31 protein-coding genes and 1 riboswitch are annotated in these 20,356 nt (G+C 68.9%); of the genes, 1 reads left to right on the top strand and 30 read right to left on the bottom strand.

What is annotated here, in order from left to right; genetic code table 11:
- Positions 1-17: 17 nt before the first annotated feature.
- The 8 genes from thiD to BM290_RS27250 all read right to left on the bottom strand — a co-directional run bounded on the left by thiD (position 18) and on the right by BM290_RS27250 (position 6,393).
- Positions 18-785 carry a bifunctional hydroxymethylpyrimidine kinase/phosphomethylpyrimidine kinase gene (gene thiD / locus BM290_RS27215; RefSeq protein WP_093618924.1) on the bottom strand — a complete coding sequence of 256 codons (768 nt, stop codon included), beginning with the start codon at positions 783-785 and terminating at the stop codon, positions 18-20.
- Positions 782-1,423 carry a thiamine phosphate synthase gene (locus tag BM290_RS27220; protein WP_093618733.1) on the bottom strand — a complete coding sequence of 214 codons (642 nt, stop codon included), beginning with the start codon at positions 1,421-1,423 and terminating at the stop codon, positions 782-784. Before BM290_RS27220 ends, thiD begins: the two co-directional genes overlap by 4 nt.
- Positions 1,417-2,163: a thiazole synthase gene (locus BM290_RS27225; protein WP_093618734.1), complete on the bottom strand. Its 747-nt coding sequence runs from the start codon at positions 2,161-2,163 to the stop codon at positions 1,417-1,419. The genes BM290_RS27220 and BM290_RS27225 overlap by 7 nt, the downstream gene beginning before the upstream one ends.
- A 1-nt stretch (position 2,164) precedes the next feature.
- On the bottom strand, positions 2,165-2,365 hold the full coding sequence (thiS, locus tag BM290_RS27230) for a sulfur carrier protein ThiS (RefSeq protein ID WP_093618735.1): 201 nt from the start codon (positions 2,363-2,365) through the stop codon (positions 2,165-2,167).
- Positions 2,362-3,384: a glycine oxidase ThiO gene (thiO, locus tag BM290_RS27235; RefSeq protein ID WP_093618736.1), complete on the bottom strand. Its 1,023-nt coding sequence runs from the start codon at positions 3,382-3,384 to the stop codon at positions 2,362-2,364. Before thiO ends, thiS begins: the two co-directional genes overlap by 4 nt.
- Positions 3,381-3,965, bottom strand: coding sequence for a thiamine phosphate synthase (locus tag BM290_RS27240; RefSeq protein WP_093618737.1), 585 nt, complete (start codon positions 3,963-3,965; stop codon positions 3,381-3,383). Before BM290_RS27240 ends, thiO begins: the two co-directional genes overlap by 4 nt.
- A riboswitch (TPP riboswitch) is annotated at positions 3,959-4,069 on the bottom strand. Its footprint overlaps the gene before it by 7 nt.
- Before the next feature lie 32 nt (positions 4,070-4,101).
- Positions 4,102-5,748 (bottom strand): ABC-F family ATP-binding cassette domain-containing protein, encoded by a 1,647-nt coding sequence (locus tag BM290_RS27245; protein ID WP_093618738.1) that lies wholly within the window; start codon positions 5,746-5,748, stop codon positions 4,102-4,104.
- 27 nt (positions 5,749-5,775) lie between these two features.
- Positions 5,776-6,393 carry a class I SAM-dependent methyltransferase gene (locus BM290_RS27250; RefSeq protein ID WP_093618739.1) on the bottom strand — a complete coding sequence of 206 codons (618 nt, stop codon included), beginning with the start codon at positions 6,391-6,393 and terminating at the stop codon, positions 5,776-5,778.
- A gap of 95 nt (positions 6,394-6,488) precedes the next feature.
- Between BM290_RS27250 and BM290_RS27255 the strand changes: the two genes are divergently transcribed.
- Entirely contained in the window at positions 6,489-7,250 is a 762-nt protein-coding gene (locus tag BM290_RS27255; protein WP_093618740.1) for a hypothetical protein, read from the top strand.
- Between the two features lie 17 nt (positions 7,251-7,267).
- Here the strand turns inward: BM290_RS27255 and truA are convergent, their stop codons facing one another.
- The 22 genes from truA to rplN form a co-directional block, all read right to left on the bottom strand.
- Entirely contained in the window at positions 7,268-8,080 is an 813-nt protein-coding gene (gene truA / locus BM290_RS27260) for a tRNA pseudouridine(38-40) synthase TruA (RefSeq protein WP_093618741.1), read from the bottom strand.
- 78 nt (positions 8,081-8,158) lie between these two features.
- Positions 8,159-8,728, bottom strand: a complete 570-nt coding sequence (gene rplQ / locus BM290_RS27265; RefSeq protein ID WP_093618742.1) for a 50S ribosomal protein L17 — start codon at positions 8,726-8,728, stop codon at positions 8,159-8,161.
- A gap of 36 nt (positions 8,729-8,764) precedes the next feature.
- On the bottom strand, positions 8,765-9,787 hold the full coding sequence (locus tag BM290_RS27270; RefSeq protein WP_093618743.1) for a DNA-directed RNA polymerase subunit alpha: 1,023 nt from the start codon (positions 9,785-9,787) through the stop codon (positions 8,765-8,767).
- 93 nt (positions 9,788-9,880) lie between these two features.
- Positions 9,881-10,507 carry a 30S ribosomal protein S4 gene (gene rpsD, locus BM290_RS27275; protein ID WP_093618744.1) on the bottom strand — a complete coding sequence of 209 codons (627 nt, stop codon included), beginning with the start codon at positions 10,505-10,507 and terminating at the stop codon, positions 9,881-9,883.
- Between the two features lie 13 nt (positions 10,508-10,520).
- Complete coding sequence (rpsK, locus tag BM290_RS27280; RefSeq protein WP_014440747.1) at positions 10,521-10,928, bottom strand: 30S ribosomal protein S11; 408 nt, start codon at positions 10,926-10,928, stop codon at positions 10,521-10,523.
- A 17-nt stretch (positions 10,929-10,945) separates the two neighbouring features.
- A complete protein-coding gene (gene rpsM / locus BM290_RS27285; protein ID WP_093618745.1) occupies positions 10,946-11,326 on the bottom strand; it encodes a 30S ribosomal protein S13 in 381 nt (126 codons plus the stop codon).
- A 150-nt stretch (positions 11,327-11,476) separates the two neighbouring features.
- Complete coding sequence (gene rpmJ, locus BM290_RS27290) at positions 11,477-11,593, bottom strand: 50S ribosomal protein L36 (RefSeq protein ID WP_014440745.1); 117 nt, start codon at positions 11,591-11,593, stop codon at positions 11,477-11,479.
- Between the two features lie 109 nt (positions 11,594-11,702).
- A complete protein-coding gene (gene infA, locus BM290_RS27295; protein WP_018347787.1) occupies positions 11,703-11,924 on the bottom strand; it encodes a translation initiation factor IF-1 in 222 nt (73 codons plus the stop codon).
- A 240-nt stretch (positions 11,925-12,164) separates the two neighbouring features.
- Positions 12,165-12,599 (bottom strand): DUF1707 SHOCT-like domain-containing protein, encoded by a 435-nt coding sequence (locus BM290_RS27300; protein ID WP_239143699.1) that lies wholly within the window; start codon positions 12,597-12,599, stop codon positions 12,165-12,167.
- 34 nt (positions 12,600-12,633) lie between these two features.
- Positions 12,634-13,467, bottom strand: coding sequence for a type I methionyl aminopeptidase (map, locus tag BM290_RS27305; RefSeq protein ID WP_093618746.1), 834 nt, complete (start codon positions 13,465-13,467; stop codon positions 12,634-12,636).
- 87 nt (positions 13,468-13,554) lie between these two features.
- On the bottom strand, positions 13,555-14,208 hold the full coding sequence (locus tag BM290_RS27310; protein WP_093618747.1) for an adenylate kinase: 654 nt from the start codon (positions 14,206-14,208) through the stop codon (positions 13,555-13,557).
- 74 nt (positions 14,209-14,282) lie between these two features.
- A complete protein-coding gene (secY, locus tag BM290_RS27315) occupies positions 14,283-15,623 on the bottom strand; it encodes a preprotein translocase subunit SecY (protein ID WP_093618926.1) in 1,341 nt (446 codons plus the stop codon).
- Between the two features lie 464 nt (positions 15,624-16,087).
- Positions 16,088-16,537, bottom strand: coding sequence for a 50S ribosomal protein L15 (gene rplO / locus BM290_RS27320; protein WP_093618748.1), 450 nt, complete (start codon positions 16,535-16,537; stop codon positions 16,088-16,090).
- Positions 16,537-16,719, bottom strand: a complete 183-nt coding sequence (gene rpmD, locus BM290_RS27325) for a 50S ribosomal protein L30 (protein ID WP_043531070.1) — start codon at positions 16,717-16,719, stop codon at positions 16,537-16,539. The genes rplO and rpmD overlap by 1 nt, the downstream gene beginning before the upstream one ends.
- Positions 16,719-17,342, bottom strand: a complete 624-nt coding sequence (rpsE, locus tag BM290_RS27330; protein WP_093618749.1) for a 30S ribosomal protein S5 — start codon at positions 17,340-17,342, stop codon at positions 16,719-16,721. The genes rpmD and rpsE overlap by 1 nt, the downstream gene beginning before the upstream one ends.
- Positions 17,343-17,355: 13 nt before the next feature.
- Positions 17,356-17,751 (bottom strand): 50S ribosomal protein L18, encoded by a 396-nt coding sequence (rplR, locus tag BM290_RS27335; protein ID WP_093618750.1) that lies wholly within the window; start codon positions 17,749-17,751, stop codon positions 17,356-17,358.
- Positions 17,748-18,287: a 50S ribosomal protein L6 gene (gene rplF, locus BM290_RS27340; RefSeq protein ID WP_093618751.1), complete on the bottom strand. Its 540-nt coding sequence runs from the start codon at positions 18,285-18,287 to the stop codon at positions 17,748-17,750. The genes rplR and rplF overlap by 4 nt, the downstream gene beginning before the upstream one ends.
- 14 nt (positions 18,288-18,301) lie before the next feature.
- Positions 18,302-18,709, bottom strand: a complete 408-nt coding sequence (gene rpsH, locus BM290_RS27345) for a 30S ribosomal protein S8 (protein WP_093618752.1) — start codon at positions 18,707-18,709, stop codon at positions 18,302-18,304.
- Between the two features lie 117 nt (positions 18,710-18,826).
- Positions 18,827-19,012, bottom strand: coding sequence for a type Z 30S ribosomal protein S14 (locus BM290_RS27350; protein ID WP_020513598.1), 186 nt, complete (start codon positions 19,010-19,012; stop codon positions 18,827-18,829).
- Between the two features lie 2 nt (positions 19,013-19,014).
- The gene (gene rplE, locus BM290_RS27355) at positions 19,015-19,584 is read right to left on the bottom strand and encodes a 50S ribosomal protein L5 (protein ID WP_093618753.1); all 570 of its coding nucleotides are present in this window, start codon (positions 19,582-19,584) and stop codon (positions 19,015-19,017) included.
- The gene (rplX, locus tag BM290_RS27360) at positions 19,584-19,904 is read right to left on the bottom strand and encodes a 50S ribosomal protein L24 (protein ID WP_093618754.1); all 321 of its coding nucleotides are present in this window, start codon (positions 19,902-19,904) and stop codon (positions 19,584-19,586) included. The genes rplE and rplX overlap by 1 nt, the downstream gene beginning before the upstream one ends.
- Positions 19,901-20,269 (bottom strand): 50S ribosomal protein L14, encoded by a 369-nt coding sequence (gene rplN / locus BM290_RS27365; RefSeq protein WP_093618755.1) that lies wholly within the window; start codon positions 20,267-20,269, stop codon positions 19,901-19,903. Before rplN ends, rplX begins: the two co-directional genes overlap by 4 nt.
- Positions 20,270-20,356 lie beyond the last annotated feature (87 nt).

Consider the following 20,356-nt stretch of genomic DNA (forward strand, 5'->3'; position numbering starts at 1 on the left):
CCGGCGCCGCCGGAGATCTAGACGGACCAGCCGAAGTGGTCCAGTGGGCCCGGCCCCGCGCCGAGCCGCCACGAGCTGCCGCCGCGCAGCCCTCGGTTCACGTAGTCCTTGGCCGCCGCCACCGCGTCGGGCACCGTGTCGCCGGCGGCCAGCCGCACCGCGATCGCCGACGAGAACGTGCACCCCGAGCCATGGTTGTTCTCGGTCATGACCCGCTCTCCGTGAAGCAGCGTGGTCTCTCCCGCCACATGCAGGACGTCGAGCGCCAGCTCACTGCCGGTCACCACGACGGCGCGCGGCCCGAGGGCCGCCAGCTCGGCCGCGGCCGAGATCATCTCCTCGGTGGTCTCCACTCGCCGTCCGAGGAGGGCGCCGGCTTCGTGCCGGTTCGGGGTCAGGACGCAGGGGTACGCCGTAAGCACCCCGACCACCGCAGCCTCCCCCAGCCGGCTCCCCGCGGTGGCCACGAGCACCGGGTCGACGACGAGGTTGGGCAGATCGTCCACACGCGACGCGATCAGCTTCGCCACGGCCGGATCCGAGATCATCCCGACCTTGACCGCCGCGACCGGAAGATCCGAGAGCACCGCGTCGAGCTGAGCCGCGACGACGTCCACCGGAACCGGGTGGATCGCGGTGACCCCGAGCGTGTTCTGTGCGGTGATCGCCGTGATCACCGAGGTCCCGAACGCCCCGAGCGCCGCGAATGTCTTCAGATCCGCCTGGATCCCCGCGCCGCCGCCGGAGTCCGAACCAGCGATCGTCAACACCACGGGCGGAGTCACCACGCCTCCTCACCGAACCCCCGGCCGGCCGCCAGAGCCGGCGCGACGGCCTCGGAACAGCTCCCACGGCCGGCCGCCGAACGGAACGCCGACGACAGCTCGCGGGCTGTCCGCTCGGGGTCCGGGGAGCGCATCAGGGCACCCATCACCGCGATGCCGGCCGCGCCGGCCAGCGCGCACTCCGCCGCCTGCGCGGCCGTCTCGATGCCGCCGAGGGCGAGCCAGGGCACGGGCGCGCGCATCTCGGCGGCCCCCGTCGCCCCGAGCGCCGGCCCGTACCCCGGCTTCGACAGGGTCGGGTAGACCGGCGACACGGTCACGTAGTCCACACCCGACAGATCCTCGGTGCCGTGCCACGAACGGCCGGTCAGCGTCGTCCCCTCGGGGAGCTGATCACTACCGGACAGATGCACGGCTGTTCCGCCGAGCGGGTCCGGGCCGGCGATGATCAACCGATGGTCGGGGACGACCGAACGGAGCCCGGTGGCCAGGGCCGCGCGTTCACCGTACGAAAGATCCCTCTCGCGGAGAATGACCCAATCGGCGCCGCCGCGGACCGCCTTCCGGACCACCTCGATCAGCGGACCGGAAGCGGACCGCCGATCGGTGAGCACGACGAGCCCGCCCGGGGTCACCATTGCGCGATGCCGTCGTCAGCGGTGGACGCCACCGCGTGGAACCGCCGCGGGATGCGCCCCGCGGAACGGGCGAGACGGCCGGCCGTGACCGCGTGCCGCATCGCCGACGCCATCGCCACCGGATCGTCGGCCCGGGTGATCGCGCTCGCGATGAGAACCGCGTCACAGCCGAGCTCCATGGCGAGCGCCGCGTCCGAGGCGGTGCCGATGCCGGCGTCGAGCACCACCGGCACGTCGACGTTCTGCACGATCAACTCGATGTGGTGCGGGTTGGAGATGCCGAGTCCGGATCCGATCGGCGACCCCGCCGGCATCACCGCGGCACATCCGGCGTCGGCGAGGCGGCGGGCCAGAATCGGATCATCACTGGTGTACGGCAGAACGGTGAACCCGTCGGCGACGAGCGTCTCGGCCGCTCGCAGGAGTTCGACCCCGTCCGGCAGCAGGGTCCGTTCGTCGCCGATCACCTCGAGTTTGATCAGATCCGTCTCGAAGGCCTCCCGCGCCATCTGCGCCGTCTTGACCGCATCGCCGGCGGTGTAGCAGCCGGCCGTGTTCGGCAGCACCCGCACGCCGAGCCGGTCCAGCATCGGCAGCAGTCCCGGCCCGGCCGCGTCGACCCGGCGCAGCGCCACCGTGACCAGCGTCGTCTCGGACGCCTCGATGGCCTCCTCCAGGGCGGCGAGACTGTTCGCCCCGCCGGTGCCGAGGATCAGCCCGTTCTCCGGAAGGAACGTCACGTCAGCCCCCCTGCGCGGCGGTGAGGACCTCGATCCGGTCGCCGTCCTCGAGATCCACTTCGGACCAGGTGGAACGCGGCACCACGGTCCCGTTGACCGCTACCGCCACCCCACGCTGGGCGGCGATGATCTCGGCGACCAGGGTCGCGACCGAGCAGGTGCCGGGCCGGCTCTGGGCCTGCCCGTTGATCGTCAGCTTCATCGGAACCTCCCGGGAGCGAACGCGTCGAGAATCGGATCCGCCGTACCGGTGAGCACCAGGTCGGCGATGAGTCGTGCAGTGATCGGGGCGAGCAGGATGCCGTTGCGGAAGTGGCCGGCCGCCACCGCGACCCGCCGGTCGTCGTCGAGGAACCCGAGGATCGGCGCGTTGTCCGGGGTGCCCGGCCGATGCCCGGCGGTGACCTCGGTGAGTTCGTGCTCGGCCAGGCCGGGGACCAGGTCGAGGGCGGCGCGCAGCAGGTCGTGCACACCCCCGGCGGTCGGCATCCGGTCGGCCCGTTCCTCCTGGGTGGCGCCGACGACGACCTCGCCGTCGGCCCGCGGCACGAGATAGACGTGCCGGCCGTCGGCTGCGCCGTCGATCACGTGCTTGAGCAGGCCGGGTTCGCCGCGCAGCCGGAGGACCTGGCCTTTGACGGGCCGGATCGGCAGGCCGGTGAGCGCCCCGGTCCGATACCCGGCCGCGATGACGACCACATCATCCGCGTCCCGTTCGGATATATCTGTTATGAGCCGCGGGATGATCCGGCCCGTCAACCGCTCCCGGAGGACCGCCACGATCTTGCGAGGATCGACCTGATGCTCAGCCGCGGCGAACGCCCCGGCCCGTACCCGGGGCGAGATCGCCGGTTCGAGGTCACGCACCTGCGACCCGGTCAGCGGCGTCAGCTTCTGGTGCTTCCACTCCCGCGCCGCCTCGGCCACGTCATCCGCGGTCAAAGCCAGCGAAAGGGTCCCGGCCCGGTCGTAGCCCACGTCCCCGAGCCCGGCCACGAACGACGGCCACAGCTCGTGCCCCGCCTCGAGCAGCCGGGTGAGATGCGGATACTCGAAGGCCGACTCCCCACCCGGCGCGAGCATCCCGGCAGCGACATGCCAGGCCCCGTCCGCCCCGTCCGGCGACGGGTCGTAGACGGTGACGTCGGCCCCACGATCGAGCAGCTCAGCGGCGATGGAGAGCCCGATGATGCCGCCACCGACGACAGCGACCCGGGTCATGGCAGGACCGCCAGGAACTCCGCGACCGCTCCCTTCGGATCCGCCGCGAAGGCGGAGACCGCCGCGATCCCGTGCACCGCGAGTTGCGGCACCCGTTCCGCGGTGATGCCACCGATCGCCAGTACCGGGATGCCCGGCACCGCGTCGGCGACGGCCGCTATCGCGGCCGGTCCGAGTGGTGGTGGCAGCCCGTCCTTGGTGGACGTGGGAAAGGCCGGCCCGACGCCGAGATAGCTGGCGCCGGCATCGGCCGCGGCCCGGGCGGTCCCGGCGTCCCGGCAGGTCGCGCCGATGATCGCCGACGAACCGAGGACCCGCCGTCCGGCGGCGACCGGAAGATCGTCGGCACCGAGGTGCACGCCGTCCGCCCCGGCCGCGAGAGCGACCCCGACCCGGTCGTTGACCAGCACGATCGTCCCGGCCGGACGGCAGACCGCCACGGCGGCGACGGCTAGCGCGTACGCCGCAGCGTCGTTGCTCTTGACTCTGATCTGGACAGCCACGTCAGGCAGCCCGGCGACACCGCGAACGACGTCGATATCGTCGGTTATGACGTGGATACGGGGAAATGCTGTGCCCATGAGGGACTCCTCCCTGCGCCGGCATGACCCGGATCAGGTTCGACGGTCGGGGGCCGCATCAGCCCCCCTCTCAGCCCGGTGCCCGGACTCCCGTGGGTTGTTGTAACCGGACCATAACCGGTCCGTGACGAGAAAACTAGCGGACGTCCCAGACCGGCTCCGGAACCTCCACCACCTCACCGTCCCCTCTGAACAGCACGAAGCGGTCGAACGACCTGGTGAACCACCTGTCGTGCGTGACAGCGATCACCGTGCCCTCGAACGCCTTCAAACCCTCCTCCAGCGCTTCGGCGGAGGCGAGGTCGAGGTTGTCGGTCGGCTCGTCGAGCAGCAGCACCGTCGCCCCGGAGAGTTCGAGCAGGAGCACCAGGAACCGCGCCTGCTGCCCGCCGGAGAGCGTCCCGAACCGCTGATCGCCCTGGGCGGCCAGCTCGTACCGGTTGAGGGCCTTCATGGCGCCGGCCCGGTCCAGCCCGGACCGGTGCTCGTCGCCGCGCCAGAGGATCTCGACCAGCGTCTTCTCGACCAGCTCGGGCCGATCGTGGGTCTGCGAGAAGTGGCCGGGCCGGACCCGTGCGCCGAGCCGGGCCTTGCCGTCGTGCGAGACGTGCGCGAGCGGCGCCCCGTCGACTGGCTTGTGCTCCAGGTCGGGGTCGGTGCCGCCGGCCGCGAGCAGGCGCAGGAAGTGCGACTTGCCGGTGCCGTTCGCGCCGAGGACGGCGACCCGGTCGCCATACCAGATCTCCAGGTCGAACGGGAACGTCAGATTTTCCAGCTCGAGCTGCTCGCAGATGACCGCGCGCTTGCCGGTGCGGCCACCGCGCAGGTTCATCCGGACGGCCTGGTCCTTCGGCGGCAGCGGCGGCGGGCCGGCCTCCTCGAACTTGCGGAGCCGGGTCTGCGCGGCCTGATACCGGGAGGCCAGGCCGTCGTTGTAGGCGGCCTTGTTCTTGAGCATGAAGACCAGTTCCTTGATCTTCTCGTGCTCCTCGTCCCAGCGGCGGCGCAGCTCCTCCATCCGCTCGTGCCGGTTCATCCGGGCCTCGTGCCAGGAGGCGAACCCGCCCGGATGGGTCCACGCGCTGCCGCCCTCGACGGCGACGACCCGGCTGGCGGTCTCGGCCAGCAGCTCCCGGTCGTGCGAGACGTAGAGGATCGACTTGTTCGACTCGCGCATCCGCTGCTCCAGCCAGCGTTTGGCCGGGACGTCGAGGAAGTTGTCCGGCTCGTCGAGCAGCAGCACCTCGTCGTTGCCGCGCAGCAGCAGGTCGAGGGCGAACCGCTTCTGCTCACCACCGGACAGGGTCCGCACGATGCGGCTCCGGGCCTCCTCCCACGGTTTGCCGAGGATGGAGACGGTCACCGTGTCGAAGAGCACCTCGGCGTCGTACCCACCGACCTCACCCCAGTGGGCGAGCGCGTTGGCATACGCGATCTGGGTCTTCTCGGTCTCGCCGAGCGCCGCGGCGGCGGTCCGCAGTCGCTCGCCGGCCTCGCGAAGGGCGGGTGAGACGAGCGACAGAGCAAGATCCTCAAGGGTACGGTCGTCGCCGATCATGCCGATGAACTGGCGCATCACGCCGAGCCCACCGGACCTGGCGATGGTCCCGCTCTGGGTCGGTATGTCACCGGCCACCATGCGCATGAGCGTGGTCTTGCCCGCCCCGTTGGGGCCGACGAGCGCGACCTTGGCGCCCTCACCGACCCGGAACGACACGTCGGAGAAGAGCTCCCGCCCATCGGGGAGCACAAAACCGGCGCCGGCGACATCCACGTAACCCATGGCGGCATCCTCCCTGTCAGCGCTGGTTCAGTCAGCCGATTTTCCGCTGACCCGCAGCACCCGGAACCCCTTCTGGCTGGCCATTCTCTCAACGGTCCAGCCGAGCCCGACCAGCCAGGTGTGCAGCGAGTCACCGCCGAGGTTGCGGTTGATCACCAGCCAGGCCGTGCCGCCCGGCGCGAGCCGTGGCAGCCAGCGCTCCAGCAGGGCGTGCAGCTCCGCCTTGCCGACGTGGGTGGGCGGGTTGCTCCAGATCTCGGCGAACGTCACGTCGGCGGGCACCTCGTCCGGCGCCCGGACCAGCACGCGCTCACCGAGGCCCAGGCGCTCGGCGTTCTCCGCGGCCAGGTCACGGGCTCGGGAGTTGACGTCGACCGCGTAGACCGTGACCTGCGGGGCCTCACTGGCCAGCACGCAGGCGATCGGACCATACCCACAACCGAGGTCGAGGAACGCGCCCTCGGCCCGGCCGTCGGGCAGACCGGCCTTGCGCAGCAGCACGGCGGTGCCCGGGTCGAGACGGCCGGCCGAGAAGACCCCGGAGGCGACGGCCAGCCGGTAGTCCCGGCCGGCGACGGTGAACTCGATCTCGCCACGCCGCAGCGGCGCGTCAGGATCGGCGGTGAAGTAGTGGTCGGCGGTCACCCGTCAAGTGTCGCGCCGCGGGGTGACGAGCGACTCGCCGGGGTGGCGGACACGGTGTGCGTCAATCGATCAGCGTGCGCGCCTAGCTTGAGCCCATGCGGTACGCCACCCCGTCGCGCTCCGCCCATCGCGCCGCACCGGCGGGCGGTCTGAACCTGCCGATCCGATTCCCCGCCCGGGGCCAGCACCGTCGCCGGTCCCGGCGCCACCTGCGGCGTGAGCCGCTGACCACCCATCTGTTCACCCGTGGCCTGGCCGGCCTGATCGTGCTGGGCATCGTGGTGATGCTGGGTGTCCTCTTCGTCGCCGACGATCGCCGCCCACCGGCTCAGCTGGCCTCCGCCGAGGTCGACGCGCGGATCGCGACGCGCGAGGTGGATCCGGCGCCGCTCAGCGAGGCCGAGGTCTTCCCGGGCGACATCACCGCCTTCGGCGTCACACGGACCGACCTCACCGCCGACTGTTCCCTCGCGGCCGGCGGCGCCCTCCGCACCACCCTTCAGCGGTACGGATGCTCCCAGGCGGTCCGGGCCGCCCTCACCGTCCCCTACGCCGACTACCGGATCACCGCCGGCATGCTGAACCTGCCCGACACGACGAGCGCGATGGCCGTCGGTGACCAGATCCGCTACCTGGTCGAGACCGGCGACGGCGGCTTCACCGAGATGTCCGGCGCCACGACCGGCCTGGGCGCCCCGGTCGCGTGGCGCACCCGCGGCCACTACGTCATGTACTGCGTGATCACCGGACCGTCGGGCGAGCTGGTCGCCCCCGACGCCCCCCAGGTGACACAGCTGACCCGCGACGTCCTGGACACCCACCTCCACGACAGCATCCTGATCCGCCGGGCGTCGTAAGCCCCTCGGCCGGCCTTTCAGGCGCGCAGGCGGCGGGTGGCCTCGGCGCGGGCCGCGTACTCCGTCTCGTCCGGATAGCCGACCGCGACCAGGGTGAGCCCGTGTGCCGCGGCGACCATCACCTCGCTGGACCGTTCGCGCAGGGTGAGCAGCTCGGCCGGCCACTCCGGCGCCCGCCGCCCGTCGCCGACCGTCAGCATCGCCCCGACCAGGCTGCGCACCATGGCCTGGCAGAACGCGTCGGCCTGCACGGTCGCCACACACACCCCGTCGGGGTCGCGCCGCCAGTCCAGCCGGTTGATCGCCCGGATCGTGGTGGCGTGCTCCTTGCGTTTGCAGAACGCGGCGAAGTCGTGCTCGCCCAGCAGCCCGGCCGCGGCCGCGTTGAGCCGGTCCAGGTCGAGCGGGCGCATCCAGCCGAGGGTGTCGTGACGGCGCAGCGGCTCCGGCCCCCACGGCGCGTCCGAGACCCGGTATTCGTAGCGGCGGAACGTGGCCGAGAACCGGGCGTCGAACGTGTCCGGCACCGGCGTCACCGACCGGACCCGCGCGTCCGGCGGCAGCACCGCGGCGAGCCTCCGCAGCAGCGAGCCCGCCAGTTCGGTCCACCGCTCGGCGGGCAGGTCGACGTGACAGACCTGGCCGGTCGCGTGCACCCCGGCGTCGGTGCGGCCGGCGACGGTCAGCCCGAGCGGCGTCTCGGCCCCGATCAGGCGGGCGAAACCCTCGATCAAGACCCCCGCGACGGTACGCCGTCCCGGCTGAGCCGCCCAGCCGGAGAAGTCGGCGCCGTCGTACGACACGTCCAGGCGAAGCCGAATGGTGTCCATGCTCTCTCCAGAGATGGCCGAGGCCCGGCACCCCGAAGGATGCCGGGCCTCGCCCGTTGTGGATCCGATCCGTGTGGATCAGGCCTTGTCGGTGTCTTCGCCCTCGGCCTTGTCGCCGGGCTTGTCACCGGAAGCGCTCACCGGCGCCTCGGCGTCCTGGTCGTCCTGGACGTCGTCACCCTTGGCCGCGGCGGCGGGAGCCTCGTCCTCGGGGGCGAGGGCCTCGACCTTGGCCTGCTGCGCGGCGGCCTTGCGGGCCTCCTTGGACGGGCCGGTGCTGGCCGCGACCTGCAGCTCCTCGACCAGCTCGATGACGGCCATCGGAGCGGCGTCACCCTTGCGCGGGCCGATCTTGGTGATCCGGGTGTACCCACCGGGGCGGTTGGCGTACCGCGGAGCGATCTGCTCGAACAGGGCGTACACGACGTCCTTGTCCTTCACGGTGGCCAGAACCCGGCGACGGGCGTGCAGGTCGCCGCGCTTGGCCTTCGTGACGAGCTGCTCAGCCAGCGGGCGCAGCCGCTTGGCCTTCGACTCGGTGGTCTTGATCTTCCCGTGCCGGAAGAGCTCGGTGGCCAGGTTGGCCAGGATGAGCTTCTCGTGAGCCGGGCTGCCGCCGAGGCGGGCACCCTTGGTGGGCGTGGGCATTTCCGATGCTCCTTGAAATGTGGCGCAGCCGAGCTCTTAGAGCTGCTCGGTCTCGCGGTAGTCGTCGGTGTCGTAGTCCACGTCGCCGAACGAGTCGACCACGTGCGCAGGGTCGAAGGACGGCGCGCTGTCCTTCAGGCCCAGGCCCATTCCGGCGAGCTTCATCTTGACCTCGTCGATCGACTTCTGGCCGAAGTTCCGGATGTCCAGAAGGTCGGCCTCCGTACGCCCTATCAACTCGCCCACGCTGTTGATGCCCTCGCGCTTGAGGCAGTTGTACGACCGGACGGTGAGGTCCAGCTCCTCGATCGGCAGGGCCAGGTCGGCAGCGAGCTGCGCGTCCTGCGGCGACGGGCCGATGTCGATGCCCTCGGCGGTCTCGTCGAGCTCACGGCACAGGCCGAAGAGTTCCACGAGGGTCGAGCCGGCCGAGGCCAGCGCGGTCCGGGGGGAGATCGACGCCTTCGACTCGACGTCGATGATCAGGCGGTCGAAGTCGGTGCGCTGCTCGACACGGGTCGCCTCGACGCGGTAGGTGACCTTGAGCACCGGCGAGTAGATCGAGTCGACCGGGATGCGGCCGATCTCGGCGCCGGCGTTCTTGTTCTGCGCCGCGGTGACGTAGCCACGACCGCGCTCGACGGTCAGCTCCATGTCCAGACGGCCCTTGCTGTTCAGGGTCGCCAGCTTCAGATCGGGGTTGTGCACCGAGACACCGGCCGGCGGCTGGATGTCCCCGGCGGTCACGTCGCCCGGGCCCTGCTTGCGCAGGTACATGCTGACCGGCTCGTCGTGCTCCGAGCTGACGGTCAGTTCCTTGACGTTCATGACCAGCTCGACCACGTCCTCCTTGACACCGGGGATCGTGGTGAACTCGTGCAGCACGCCGTCGATCTTGATGCTGGTGACCGCCGCGCCCGGGATGGACGACAGCAGGGTCCGCCGCAGAGAGTTACCGAGGGTGTAGCCGAAGCCCGGCTCCAGCGGTTCGATGGTGAACCGGGAACGGGTCTCGCTGAGCGACTCCTCCGAGAGGGTCGGCCGCTGGCTGATGAGCACGCTGTTCTTCTTTCTGTCGGGCCACCCGCTATTTGATGGCCGTCTGTTTGCCACTCGAGAGTGCCGGCCGGACGGCCGGCACTCTCGGAAGCGTTACTTCGAGTAAAGCTCGACGATCAGCTGCTCCTGGACCTGCGTGTCGATGACAGCGCGGGCCGGGAGCGAGTGGATCAGGATCTTCATCTCGCTGGGGATCGGCTCCAGCCACGCCGGAACCGGCTTGGAGCCGGCCTGGGCCTGGGCGACGACGAAGGGCGTGAGCTCCTTCGACTTCTCCCGGAGCGTGACGATGTCCTTGTCCCGGACGCGGTACGACGGGATGTCGACCTTGACGCCGTTCACCAGGAAGTGGCCGTGCTTGACCAGCTGGCGGGCGGCGTCACGGGACGCGGCGTAGCCGGCCCGGTAGACGACGTTGTCGAGACGCGACTCGAGGATCTGCAGCAGCACCTCACCGGTCTTGCCGGGCTTGGTGACAGCCTCCTCGTAGTAACCGCGGAACTGCTTCTCCAGCACGCCGTACACGCGGCGGGCCTTCTGCTTCTCGCGGTGCTGGAGCAGGTACTCGGTCTCCTTGGTCCGGCCACGGCCGTGCTGGCCGGGCGGGAAGGGACGCGACTCGAACGGGCACTTCGGCCCGTCGCACTTGCTGCCCTTGAGGAACAGCTTCATCTTCTCGCGGCGGCAACGCTTGCAGTCCGCACCTGTGTAACGAGCCATCTCTGTATCTCCCTCAGACCCGGCGGCGCTTCGGCGGACGGCAGCCGTTGTGCGGCTGCGGCGTGACGTCGGAGATCTGCCCGACCTCGAGGCCGGCGGCCTGCAGCGAACGGATGGCGGTCTCCCGGCCGGAGCCCGGACCCTTGACGAAAACGTCGACCTTGCGCATGCCGTGCTCCATGGCACGACGGGCGGCCGCCTCGGCAGCGAGCTGCGCGGCGAACGGGGTCGACTTGCGGGAGCCCTTGAAGCCCACCTGGCCGGAGGAGGCCCAGGAGATGACCGCACCGGTCGGGTCGGTGATCGACACGATGGTGTTGTTGAAGGTGCTCTTGATGTGCGCCTGCCCGTGGGCGACGTTCTTGCGTTCCTTGCGCCGGACCTTCTTGACGGCGGCCCCAGCGCGTGCCTTCGGTGGCATAAGTCAGTGCGCTCCTATTACTTCCGACCGGGCTTCTTCTTACCGGCGACCGTCCGCTTCGGACCCTTACGGGTACGAGCGTTGGTCCGGGTCCGCTGTCCACGCACGGGCAGGCCCTTGCGGTGGCGGATACCGGCGTAGCAACCGATCTCAACCTTGCGGCGGATGTCCGCGGCGACCTCGCGGCGAAGGTCGCCCTCAACCTTGAAGTTGGCCTCGATGTAGTCGCGGAGCTGAACCAGCTCCTCTTCCGAGAGGTCCTTGGCGCGCTTGTTCAGGTCAATCGCGGTAGCAGTCAGTGTCTCCACGGCACGGGTACGCCCGATGCCGTAGATGTAGGTGAGCGCGATCTCCAACCGCTTCTCGCGGGGGAGATCGACGCCGACGAGACGAGCCATTACTGGCGGTACTCCTCGTTCGTGATCCCGGAGGTCTGTGCCCGCCCCATCCCGTCTTTGGCGACGGGCCCCGGCCTCCGACCGGGGGTACAGCCGCGGTTACCCACGGCCGGGACGAGCTTGTTCAGTGGTGCGGATCTTGCGCTGGACTCAGCCCTGGCGCTGCTTGTGGCGCGGGTCGGTCGAGCAGATGACCATGACCCGGCCGTGCCGCCGGATGACCCGGCAGTTGTTGCAGATCCGCTTGACGCTCGGCTTGACCTTCACGGTTTGCCTTAACTCTCAGTCAGACGGGATTGGTGATTCCCCGCGGACCCGAATGAACCGCCCCCGGGCCGGACGCGGGCCCGAAGGCCCTCGTCAGCCCGAAAAAAGCTCACTTGTAGCGGTAGACGATGCGCCCACGGGTCAGGTCGTACGGCGACAGCTCGACGACGACCCTGTCCTCGGGAAGGATGCGGATGTAGTGCTGGCGCATCTTCCCGGAGATGTGTGCCAGGACCCTGTGACCATTGGCGAGCTCAACGCGGAACATAGCGTTCGGCAGTGGCTCGATCACACGGCCTTCGATCTCGATGGCTCCGTCTTTCTTTGGCATGTCCTCCGCTACCTGACATCGGGTTCTTGGGGCAGGCTTGCGCAACGTCACATCCAGGCCCACGATGGGGCCCGAACCAGCCGCGGCTCCCACCGGTCCTCGAAGCGCTTGAGGACATGAAGGAGTGGACGCTACGCGCCAGCGAGCCAGTCTACGCGCCCGTAACAGCGACGCCAAACCGAGGGTTGCGTAACCCGCTGTCGGGCGTGTTCACCTACGGACAACTCGACCATATCCGCCTCAGTGGCCTCGTTTGCCCCGGTCCCTGAAGTGCGCCAGAAGAGCGAACACGACCGGGATCAACACCCAGCCCGGCCAGAAGTAGTGCCACTCCCCCGAGCCGAGGCTGCTCATCGCCCACACCACGACACAGACCAGGAAGACCCCGAGAATGCCCGGCAGAGGCGGCCCCGATCGGTGCCCCTTCATGGCCGGCGCCGACGCCGGCGGCTCCGTGACCCGGTGCGGCTCGACCTGGGCCTTCTCCACCGGGACGGTGCCGGGCAGGTCGGCGAGCAGGCCCTCCAGCTCGCCGTAGGTCTTCGCCGCGTACGCCTGCTGGACCCGCTCGTCGTACTCGCTCAGATCCAGACGGCCCTCGTCCAAGGCCTCCCGCAGTCGATCCGCAACCCTCTGGCGGTCACCGTCGCCGGCCCGCATGCCCTCGTGCGCCATGCGCGAAAGCATGGCACGGTCACGCCATCGACGCCTATGGCTGACGAGCCGTGACCAGGTCGCCCAGGCGGGCCCGGCCGCCGTCCGGCGCGGTGGTCACCCACACCCCGTCCTCCAGCAGCGCCATGGTGTGCTCCACGTGCGCCGCGATCGAGTTGTCCCGGGTCACCACGGTCCAGCCGTCCTCCAGCTCCACGGTCCGCGGGGAGCCCATCGTGATCATGGGCTCGATGGCCAGGGCCAGACCCGGCTGGAGCTTGATCCCGCGGCCCGGCTTACCGTGGTTGAGGATGTGCGGATCCTGGTGCATCTCGGTGCCGATGCCGTGGCCGCCGTACCCGTCGACGATCCCGTACCGCCCGGCCTTGCGGATCGACCGCTCGATGTTGAACGAGATGTCGGTCTGCTTGCCCCGCCCGTTGAGGACGCCCCGCGCGGCCGCCGCGATCCCGGCCCACATCGCGTCCTCGGCCACCTCGGCCATCCGGAGCAGAGCCGGGTCGGTCTCGCCCACGCCGACGGTGATCGCCGAGTCCCCGTGCCAGTCGTTCAGGACGGCGCCGCAGTCCAGCGAGATCAGGTCGCCCTCGCGCAGCACCTGGCCGGCGCTCGGGATGCCGTGCACGACCTGCTCGTTGACCGACGCGCAGATCGACGCTGGGAAGCCGTGGTAGCCCTTGAAGGAGGGAATCGCGCCGGCGTCGCGGATGACCTTCTCGGCGATCGCGTCCAGATCGGCGGTGGAGACCCCCGGGGCGACAGCGGCGCGCATCGCGTCCAGAGCGGCCGCGACGACCAGTCCGGCCGCCCGCATCAGCTCGATCTGCTCGGGAGTCTTCAGCTGAATGTTCAGCTCTTGGCGGCGCATGGCGGTGAGCCTAACTCTCTGGCGTCTCAACAATGCCGCCGCCCCGGGATCTACCCGGGGCGGCGTCGGTACAGCTGTGAGGCGGGGTCAGCCGCCGTACGACCGCAGGGCGTCGATCGCGCGGACGGTGACGTCCTCGACCGGCCCGGTGGCGTCGATGCCCACCAGCTTGCCCTGAGCGCCGTAGAAGTCGACCAGGGGCGCGGTCTTGTCCGCATACTCGACGAGCCGGTTCGCGATGGTCTCGGCCTTGTCGTCGTCACGCTGGAACAGCTCGCTGCCGCAGCGGTCGCAGATGTTCTCCTTGCTCGTCGGGTCGAACTCGACGTGCCAGATCTTTCCGCAACCACGACAGGTCCGGCGGCCGGACAGCCGCCGGATGACCTCGTCGTCGTCGACCACGAGTTCCATCACCAGGTCCAGGGCGGTGCCCAGGTCGGCCAGGAGCTTGTCCAGGGCGGAGGCCTGCGGCACGGTACGCGGGAAGCCGTCCAGCAGGAAGCCGTCCCCCGCGTCGGGCTCGGCGAGCCGGTCCCGGACCATGTTGATGGTGACCTCGTCCGGGACCAGCTGCCCGGCGTCCATGTAGCGCTTGGCCTCGACGCCCAGCGGCGTCCCCTGCGACACGTTCGCCCGGAAGATGTCCCCGGTCGAGATCTTCGGTACAGCGAGATGGGCGGCGATGAACTCAGCCTGGGTCCCCTTGCCGGCCCCCGGAGGGCCCACCAGTACCAGCCGCACCTACATCGCCTCGCTTCGGTCAGGAAGAACCACGCCTACCGTCGACGCCAGAGCCCCCCGGCCCCGCGTCCCCACTACCGGAGGAACCCTTCGTAGTTCCGCTGCATGAGTTGGCTCTCGATCTGCTTGACCGTCTCCAGACCCACACCCACCATGATCAGCACTGCCGTACCACCGAACGGGAAGTTCTGGTACTGCGACTGATTCAGCCAGATGAAGAAGAAGTTCGGCAGAACCGAGATCAAGCCAAGGTACAGGGCGCCCGGCAGGGTGATCCGGCTGAGGATGAAGTCCAGGTAGTCGGCGGTCGGCTTGCCCGGGCGGATACCCGGCACGAAACCACCGTACTTCTTCATGTTCTCCGCGACCTCGGTCGGGTTGAACGTGATCGAGACGTAGAAGTACGTGAAGAAGATGATCAGCAGGAACATCACGCCGATGTACAGCGGGCTGACCGGGTCGGCCAGGTGGTTCTGGATCCACACCTGGTACGGCTTGAGCGTGTTCTTGTCGAAGAACTGCAGGTAGAGCTGCGGCAGGTAGAGCAGCGAGGAGGCGAAGATGACCGGGACGACACCCGCCTGGTTCACCTTCAGCGGGATGTAGGTGGAGGTGCCGCCGTACATCCGCCGGCCGATCATGCGCTTCGCATACTGCACCGGGATCCGGCGCTGCGCCTGCTCGATGAAGACCACCAGCGCGATGATGACCAGCACCAGGCCGAGCACCAGGAAGAACTTGCCGGTGCCGCTGGACTCCTTGATGCTCCAGCCCTCACCGGGGAGGCGGGCCGCGATCGAGGTGAAGATCAGGACGGACATGCCGTTGCCGACGCCGCGGTCGGTGATCAGCTCGCCGAGCCACATGACCACACCGGTGCCGGCGGTCATCGTCATCACGAGAACGCTCAGCGTGAGCCACATCGGGATGCCGGTGGCCTCGGGGATGATCTGGTAGGTCGGGTCGTTCTGGTCGCACAGGCCGTTGAACAGCTGACCGGTCCGCGCGAGGGCCACGAACGCCGACGCCTGCAGAACCGCCAGGCCGAGCGTCAGGTACCGGGTGTACTGCGTGATCTTCGCCTGGCCGGACTGGCCCTCCTTGCGCAGCTGCTCGAGGCGCGGGATGACCACGGTGAGCAGCTGAAGGATGATCGACGCCGTGATGTACGGCATGATGCCCAGCGCGAAGACGGAGAGCTGCAGCAGCGCGCCGCCGGAGAACAGGTTCAGCAGGTTGAGCAGATCGTTGTTGGCAGCCTCGGTGATTTTGAGGCACGCCCGCACGTTGGCGTACGAGACACCCGGACTGGGCAATGTGGCACCGAGACGGTAGATCCCTACGATCGCTACCGTGAAGAGCAGCTTCTTCCGCAGGTCAGGCGTCCGAAGCGCACTCGTGAAGGCGGACAACAACTGATCCTCCTGCGTGGTCGCCACACTCTGGGTTGCGGTATCCCGGAACTTCGGGCACACATCATTGGACAGCCATAGAGGCCGCCAGCGGAGCACTGTATCAGCAAGGCCGAGAGCGCAACCAGCGGCATCGCTTGGGCCGATGTCCCAGTACAACACAAGTGTCCGGCTTCGTGGCTGAACCGGTTACTTGCGCGTCCATCGAAATACCTGTCCCACCCTACGTCACGGGCCGGAACACAGCCCGCTTCCATCGAGGACAACCACTGTGTTGAGCCGAATCGGGCGTACCGGAGGCCCTGAGACGGCCGTCACGGCGATATCGGCTCGTTTCGGCACTCGCGTGCGTCCACAGCGCAATCGTGGCCTCACGCGCCGCACAGGGCCGTTTACGGCACCTCCACAATGCAGAGAGGCCGCGGCCCCGGGGTGCCCCGGGACCGCGGCCTCCGCCGCATCACGCCTTACAGCTCGGTGACGGAGCCACCGGCAGCAGCGATCTTCTCCTTGGCCGACTCGCTGAACGCGTGCGCCGAGATGGTCAGCGCGACGCCGCCCAGCTCGCCCGAGCCCAGCACCTTGACCGGCTGGCCTTTACGGACGGCGCCGGCCTCGACCAGCTCAGCCGGACCGATCGAGCCGCCGTTGGGGAACAGCTCGGCGAGCCGGTCCAGGTTCACGACCTGGAAGACGACCTTGTTACGGGGCCGGTTGCCCAGACCCTTCACCTTCGGCAGGCGCATGTGGATGGGCATCTGCCCACCCTCGAACGACGCCGGGGTGTTCTTACGGGCACCGGTGCCCTTGGTACCGCGACCGGCGGTCTTGCCCTTGGAACCCTCACCACGACCCACGCGGGTCTTGGCGGTCTTCGCACCGGGCGCCGGGCGCAGGTGGTGAACCTTGATCGCCATTACTCGACCTCCTCGACAGTGACGAGGTGGTTCACCGCGAAGATCATGCCCCGAATCTCGGGACGGTCCTCCTTGACCACCACATCGTTGATCCGCTTCAGGCCGAGCGACCGCAGGGAGTCCCGCTGGTTCTGCTTACGGCCGATCCCGGACCGGATCTGGGTGACCTTCAAGCGCGCCATCAGTGCACCGCCGCTTCCGCACGCGCCGCCAGCATGGCCGCCGGCGCCACGTCCTCGACCGGCAGGCCACGGCGAGCCGCGACCTTCTCCGGCGACTCGAGGCCCTTCAGCGCGGCCACCGTCGCGTGCACGATGTTGATCGGGTTCGACGAGCCCAGGCTCTTCGACAGGATGTCGTGGATGCCCGCGCACTCGAGCACGGCACGCACCGGGCCACCGGCGATGACGCCGGTACCGGCGGACGCCGGCTTCAGCAGAACGACACCGGCCGCCGCCTCACCCGTGATGGGGTGCGGGATGGTCGCGCCGATCCGCGGAACCTTGAAGAAGTGCTTCTTGGCCTCCTCGACGCCCTTGGCGATCGCCGCGGGCACCTCCTTGGCCTTTCCGTAGCCGATACCGACGGTGCCGTCGCCGTCGCCGACGATCACCAGGGCGGTGAAGCTGAAGCGACGACCACCCTTGACGACCTTCGCGACACGGTTGATCGCGACGACCCGCTCCAGGTGCGGGGTCTTCTCGACGGGCGCGTTGCCGCGGCCGCCCTCACGGCGGTTGTCCCGGCGGTTGCCACCCTCGGTGTTACCGCCGGACCCGCCGCCTCGGCGCTGCTGACCAGGCATTGGTCAATTCCTCCTAGAACTCGAGTCCGGCTTCGCGAGCGGCGTCCGCCAGCGCGGCGATCCGCCCCGCGTACTTGTTGCCACCCCGGTCGAAGACGACCTTGGAAATCCCCGCGGCCTTGGCACGCTCGGCGACCAGGGCGCCGACCTTGCCGGACAGCGAGGTCTTGTCGCCCTCGGCACCCCGGATCGAGGTGTCCAGCGTCGAGGCCGAAGCCAGCGTGTGGCCCTTGAGGTCGTCGATGATCTGCGCGGTGATGTGCCGCGAGGACCGGGTGACGACCAGGCGGGGACGCTCGGCCGTACCACGGACGTTCTTGCGGACCCGGAAGTGCCGACGCGCCTTGCCGACGGCACGCTTGGCGGCAACCCCGCCGCCGTTGCGGCGCTTGAGCAGCGTGGCGGTCACTTCTTACCTGCCTTTCCAGCCTTGCGGCGGATGACCTCACCCTGGTACTTGACACCCTTGCCCTTGTAGGGCTCCGGCGGACGGATCTTGCGAATGTTCGCGGAGACCTCACCCACCAGCTGCTTGTCGATACCGGTGACAGTGAACTGGGTCGGCTTCTCGACCGAGAAGGTGATGCCGGCCGGGGGAACCACGAGGACCGGGTGCGAGAAGCCCAGAGCGAACTCCAGGTCCTTGCCCTTCGCGGTCACGCGGTAACCGGTGCCGTTGATCTCCAGCACCTTCTTGTAGCCCTCGGTGACACCGACGATCATGTTGGCGACCAGGGTACGCGAGAGGCCGTGCAGTTCCTTGGCCTTGCGCTCGTCGTTGGGCCGGTTGACGACCAGCTCGCCGCCGTCCTGCGAGACCGTGATCGGCTCGGCGACGGTGTGCGAGAGCTCGCCCTTCGGGCCCTTGACCGTGACGGTCTGGCCCGAGATTTTGACATCGACGCCGGCCGGGACCGGGATCGACTTACGTCCGATTCGCGACATGTCTAAGTCTCCAGTTACCAGACGAAGGCGAGGACTTCCCCGCCAACGCTCCGCTTGCGGGCCTGCTTGTCGGTCAGCAGTCCCTGGGACGTCGAAATGATCGCGACACCGAGACCACCGAGCACGCGCGGCAGCTCGTCGGACTTGGCGTAAACCCGCAGGCCGGGCTTCGAGACGCGCTTGATGCCGGCGAGGCTGCGCTCGCGGTTCTGGCCGTACTTGAGCTCAACGACCAGACGCTTGCCGACCGCGCCCTCCTCGGGCTCCTCAGACGTCCACGCGGCGATGTAACCCTCGGCCTTGAGGACCTCGGCGATGTTCGCCTTGATCTTCGAGTAGGGCATCGTCACCTTGTCGTGGTACGCCTGGTTGGCGTTACGCAGACGCGTGAGCATGTCTGCGATCGGGTCCGTCATCGTCATGGGTATTCGTCAACCTTTCTCGCCGGGGTTCCCGAGCAGAGCTCAGGCCTACGGCGAAGCGGCATTACATTCGGGTCCGCCGGGTGGCCCGCCGCGAGGGCGGGCCGAGGCGGAAAGTTACCAGGAGGCCTTGGACACGCCGGGGAGCTCACCGCGGTGGGCCATGTCCCGCACGCAAACGCGGCACAGGCCGAACTTGCGGTAGACCGAGTGCGGACGCCCGCACTTCTGGCAGCGGGTGTAGGCACGCACGGCGAACTTCGGCTTCGCGGCAGCCTTCAGGATCAGCGCCTTCTTGGCCATGCTCAGTTCTCCTTGAACGGGAAGCCCAGGAGCTTGAGCAGCGCCCGGCCCTCGTCGTCGGTCGACGCGGTGGTGACCACGGTGATGTCCATGCCCCGCGGCCGATCGATCTTGTCCTGGTCGATCTCGTGGAACACCGACTGCTCGGTCAGACCGAAGGTGTAGTTGCCGTGGCCGTCCAGCTTCCGGCCGTCGAGGCCGCGGAAGTCGCGGATACGCGGCAGCGAGATGGACAGCAGCCGGTCCAGGAACTCCCACATCCGGTCGCCGCGGAGGGTGACCTTCGCGCCGATCGGCATGCCCTCACGCAGCTTGAACTGCGCGATCGACTTGGTCGCCCGGCGAACCAGCGGCTTCTGACCGGTGATCGTGGTCAGGTCGCGGACCGCGCCGTCGATCAGCTTGGCGTCCCGGGCAGCCTCGCCGACACCCATGTTGACCACGATCTTGACCAGACCGGGGACCTGCATGGGGTTGCCGTACTTGAACTGCTCCTGGATGGCCGGAACGACCTCTGCGCGGTACTTCTGCTTGAGACGCGGCAGCGTCTTGCTCTCGGTGGCGGCAGTCATCAGAGTTCCTTACCGGTCGTACGCGCGATCCGGACCTTGTTGCCGTTGTCGTCGACCTTGTAGCCGATACGGGTCGGCTTGCCGTCGCCGTCCAGCACCTGCACGTTCGAGATGTGGATCGGCGCTTCCTGCGTAACGATGCCACCGGTCTTCGAACCGCGCTGGTTCGTACGGATGCGCTCGTGCTTCTTGATCCGGTTGACGCCCTCGACCAGGACCTTGTCCTGCCGCGGGAAGGCCGCGATGACCTTACCCTTGGCACCCTTGTCCTTGCCGGCGATGACGACGACCGTGTCGCCCTTCTTGATCTTCACGGTCAGAGCACCTCCGGCGCCAGGCTGATGATCTTCATGAACCGCTTGTCGCGCAGCTCGCGCCCGACCGGGCCGAAGATGCGGGTGCCGCGGGGGTCCCCGCCGTCCTTGATGATGACGGCGGCGTTCTCGTCGAAACGGATGTACGAGCCGTCCGGACGGCGCCGCTCCTTGCTGGTGCGGACGACGACCGCCTTGACGACGTCACCCTTCTTCACACCGGCACCGGGGATGGCGTCCTTGACCGTGGCCACGATGACGTCGCCGATGCTCGCGTAACGGCGACCGGAACCGCCGAGCACGCGGATGCACAGGATCTCCCGGGCACCCGTGTTGTCGGCGACGCGGAGTCGCGACTCCTGCTGGATCACGTCTGTCTCCTATGTCTGCCAGTTCTTCAGGCAGTGCCCGAAGCTTGGCGGAACGATGGTCCGCTGGGCCGGCCGAAACCGGCCCAG

Origin of the sequence: Actinoplanes philippinensis (assembly GCF_900113015.1) — a bacterium.
GTDB lineage: Bacteria > Actinomycetota > Actinomycetes > Mycobacteriales > Micromonosporaceae > Actinoplanes > Actinoplanes philippinensis.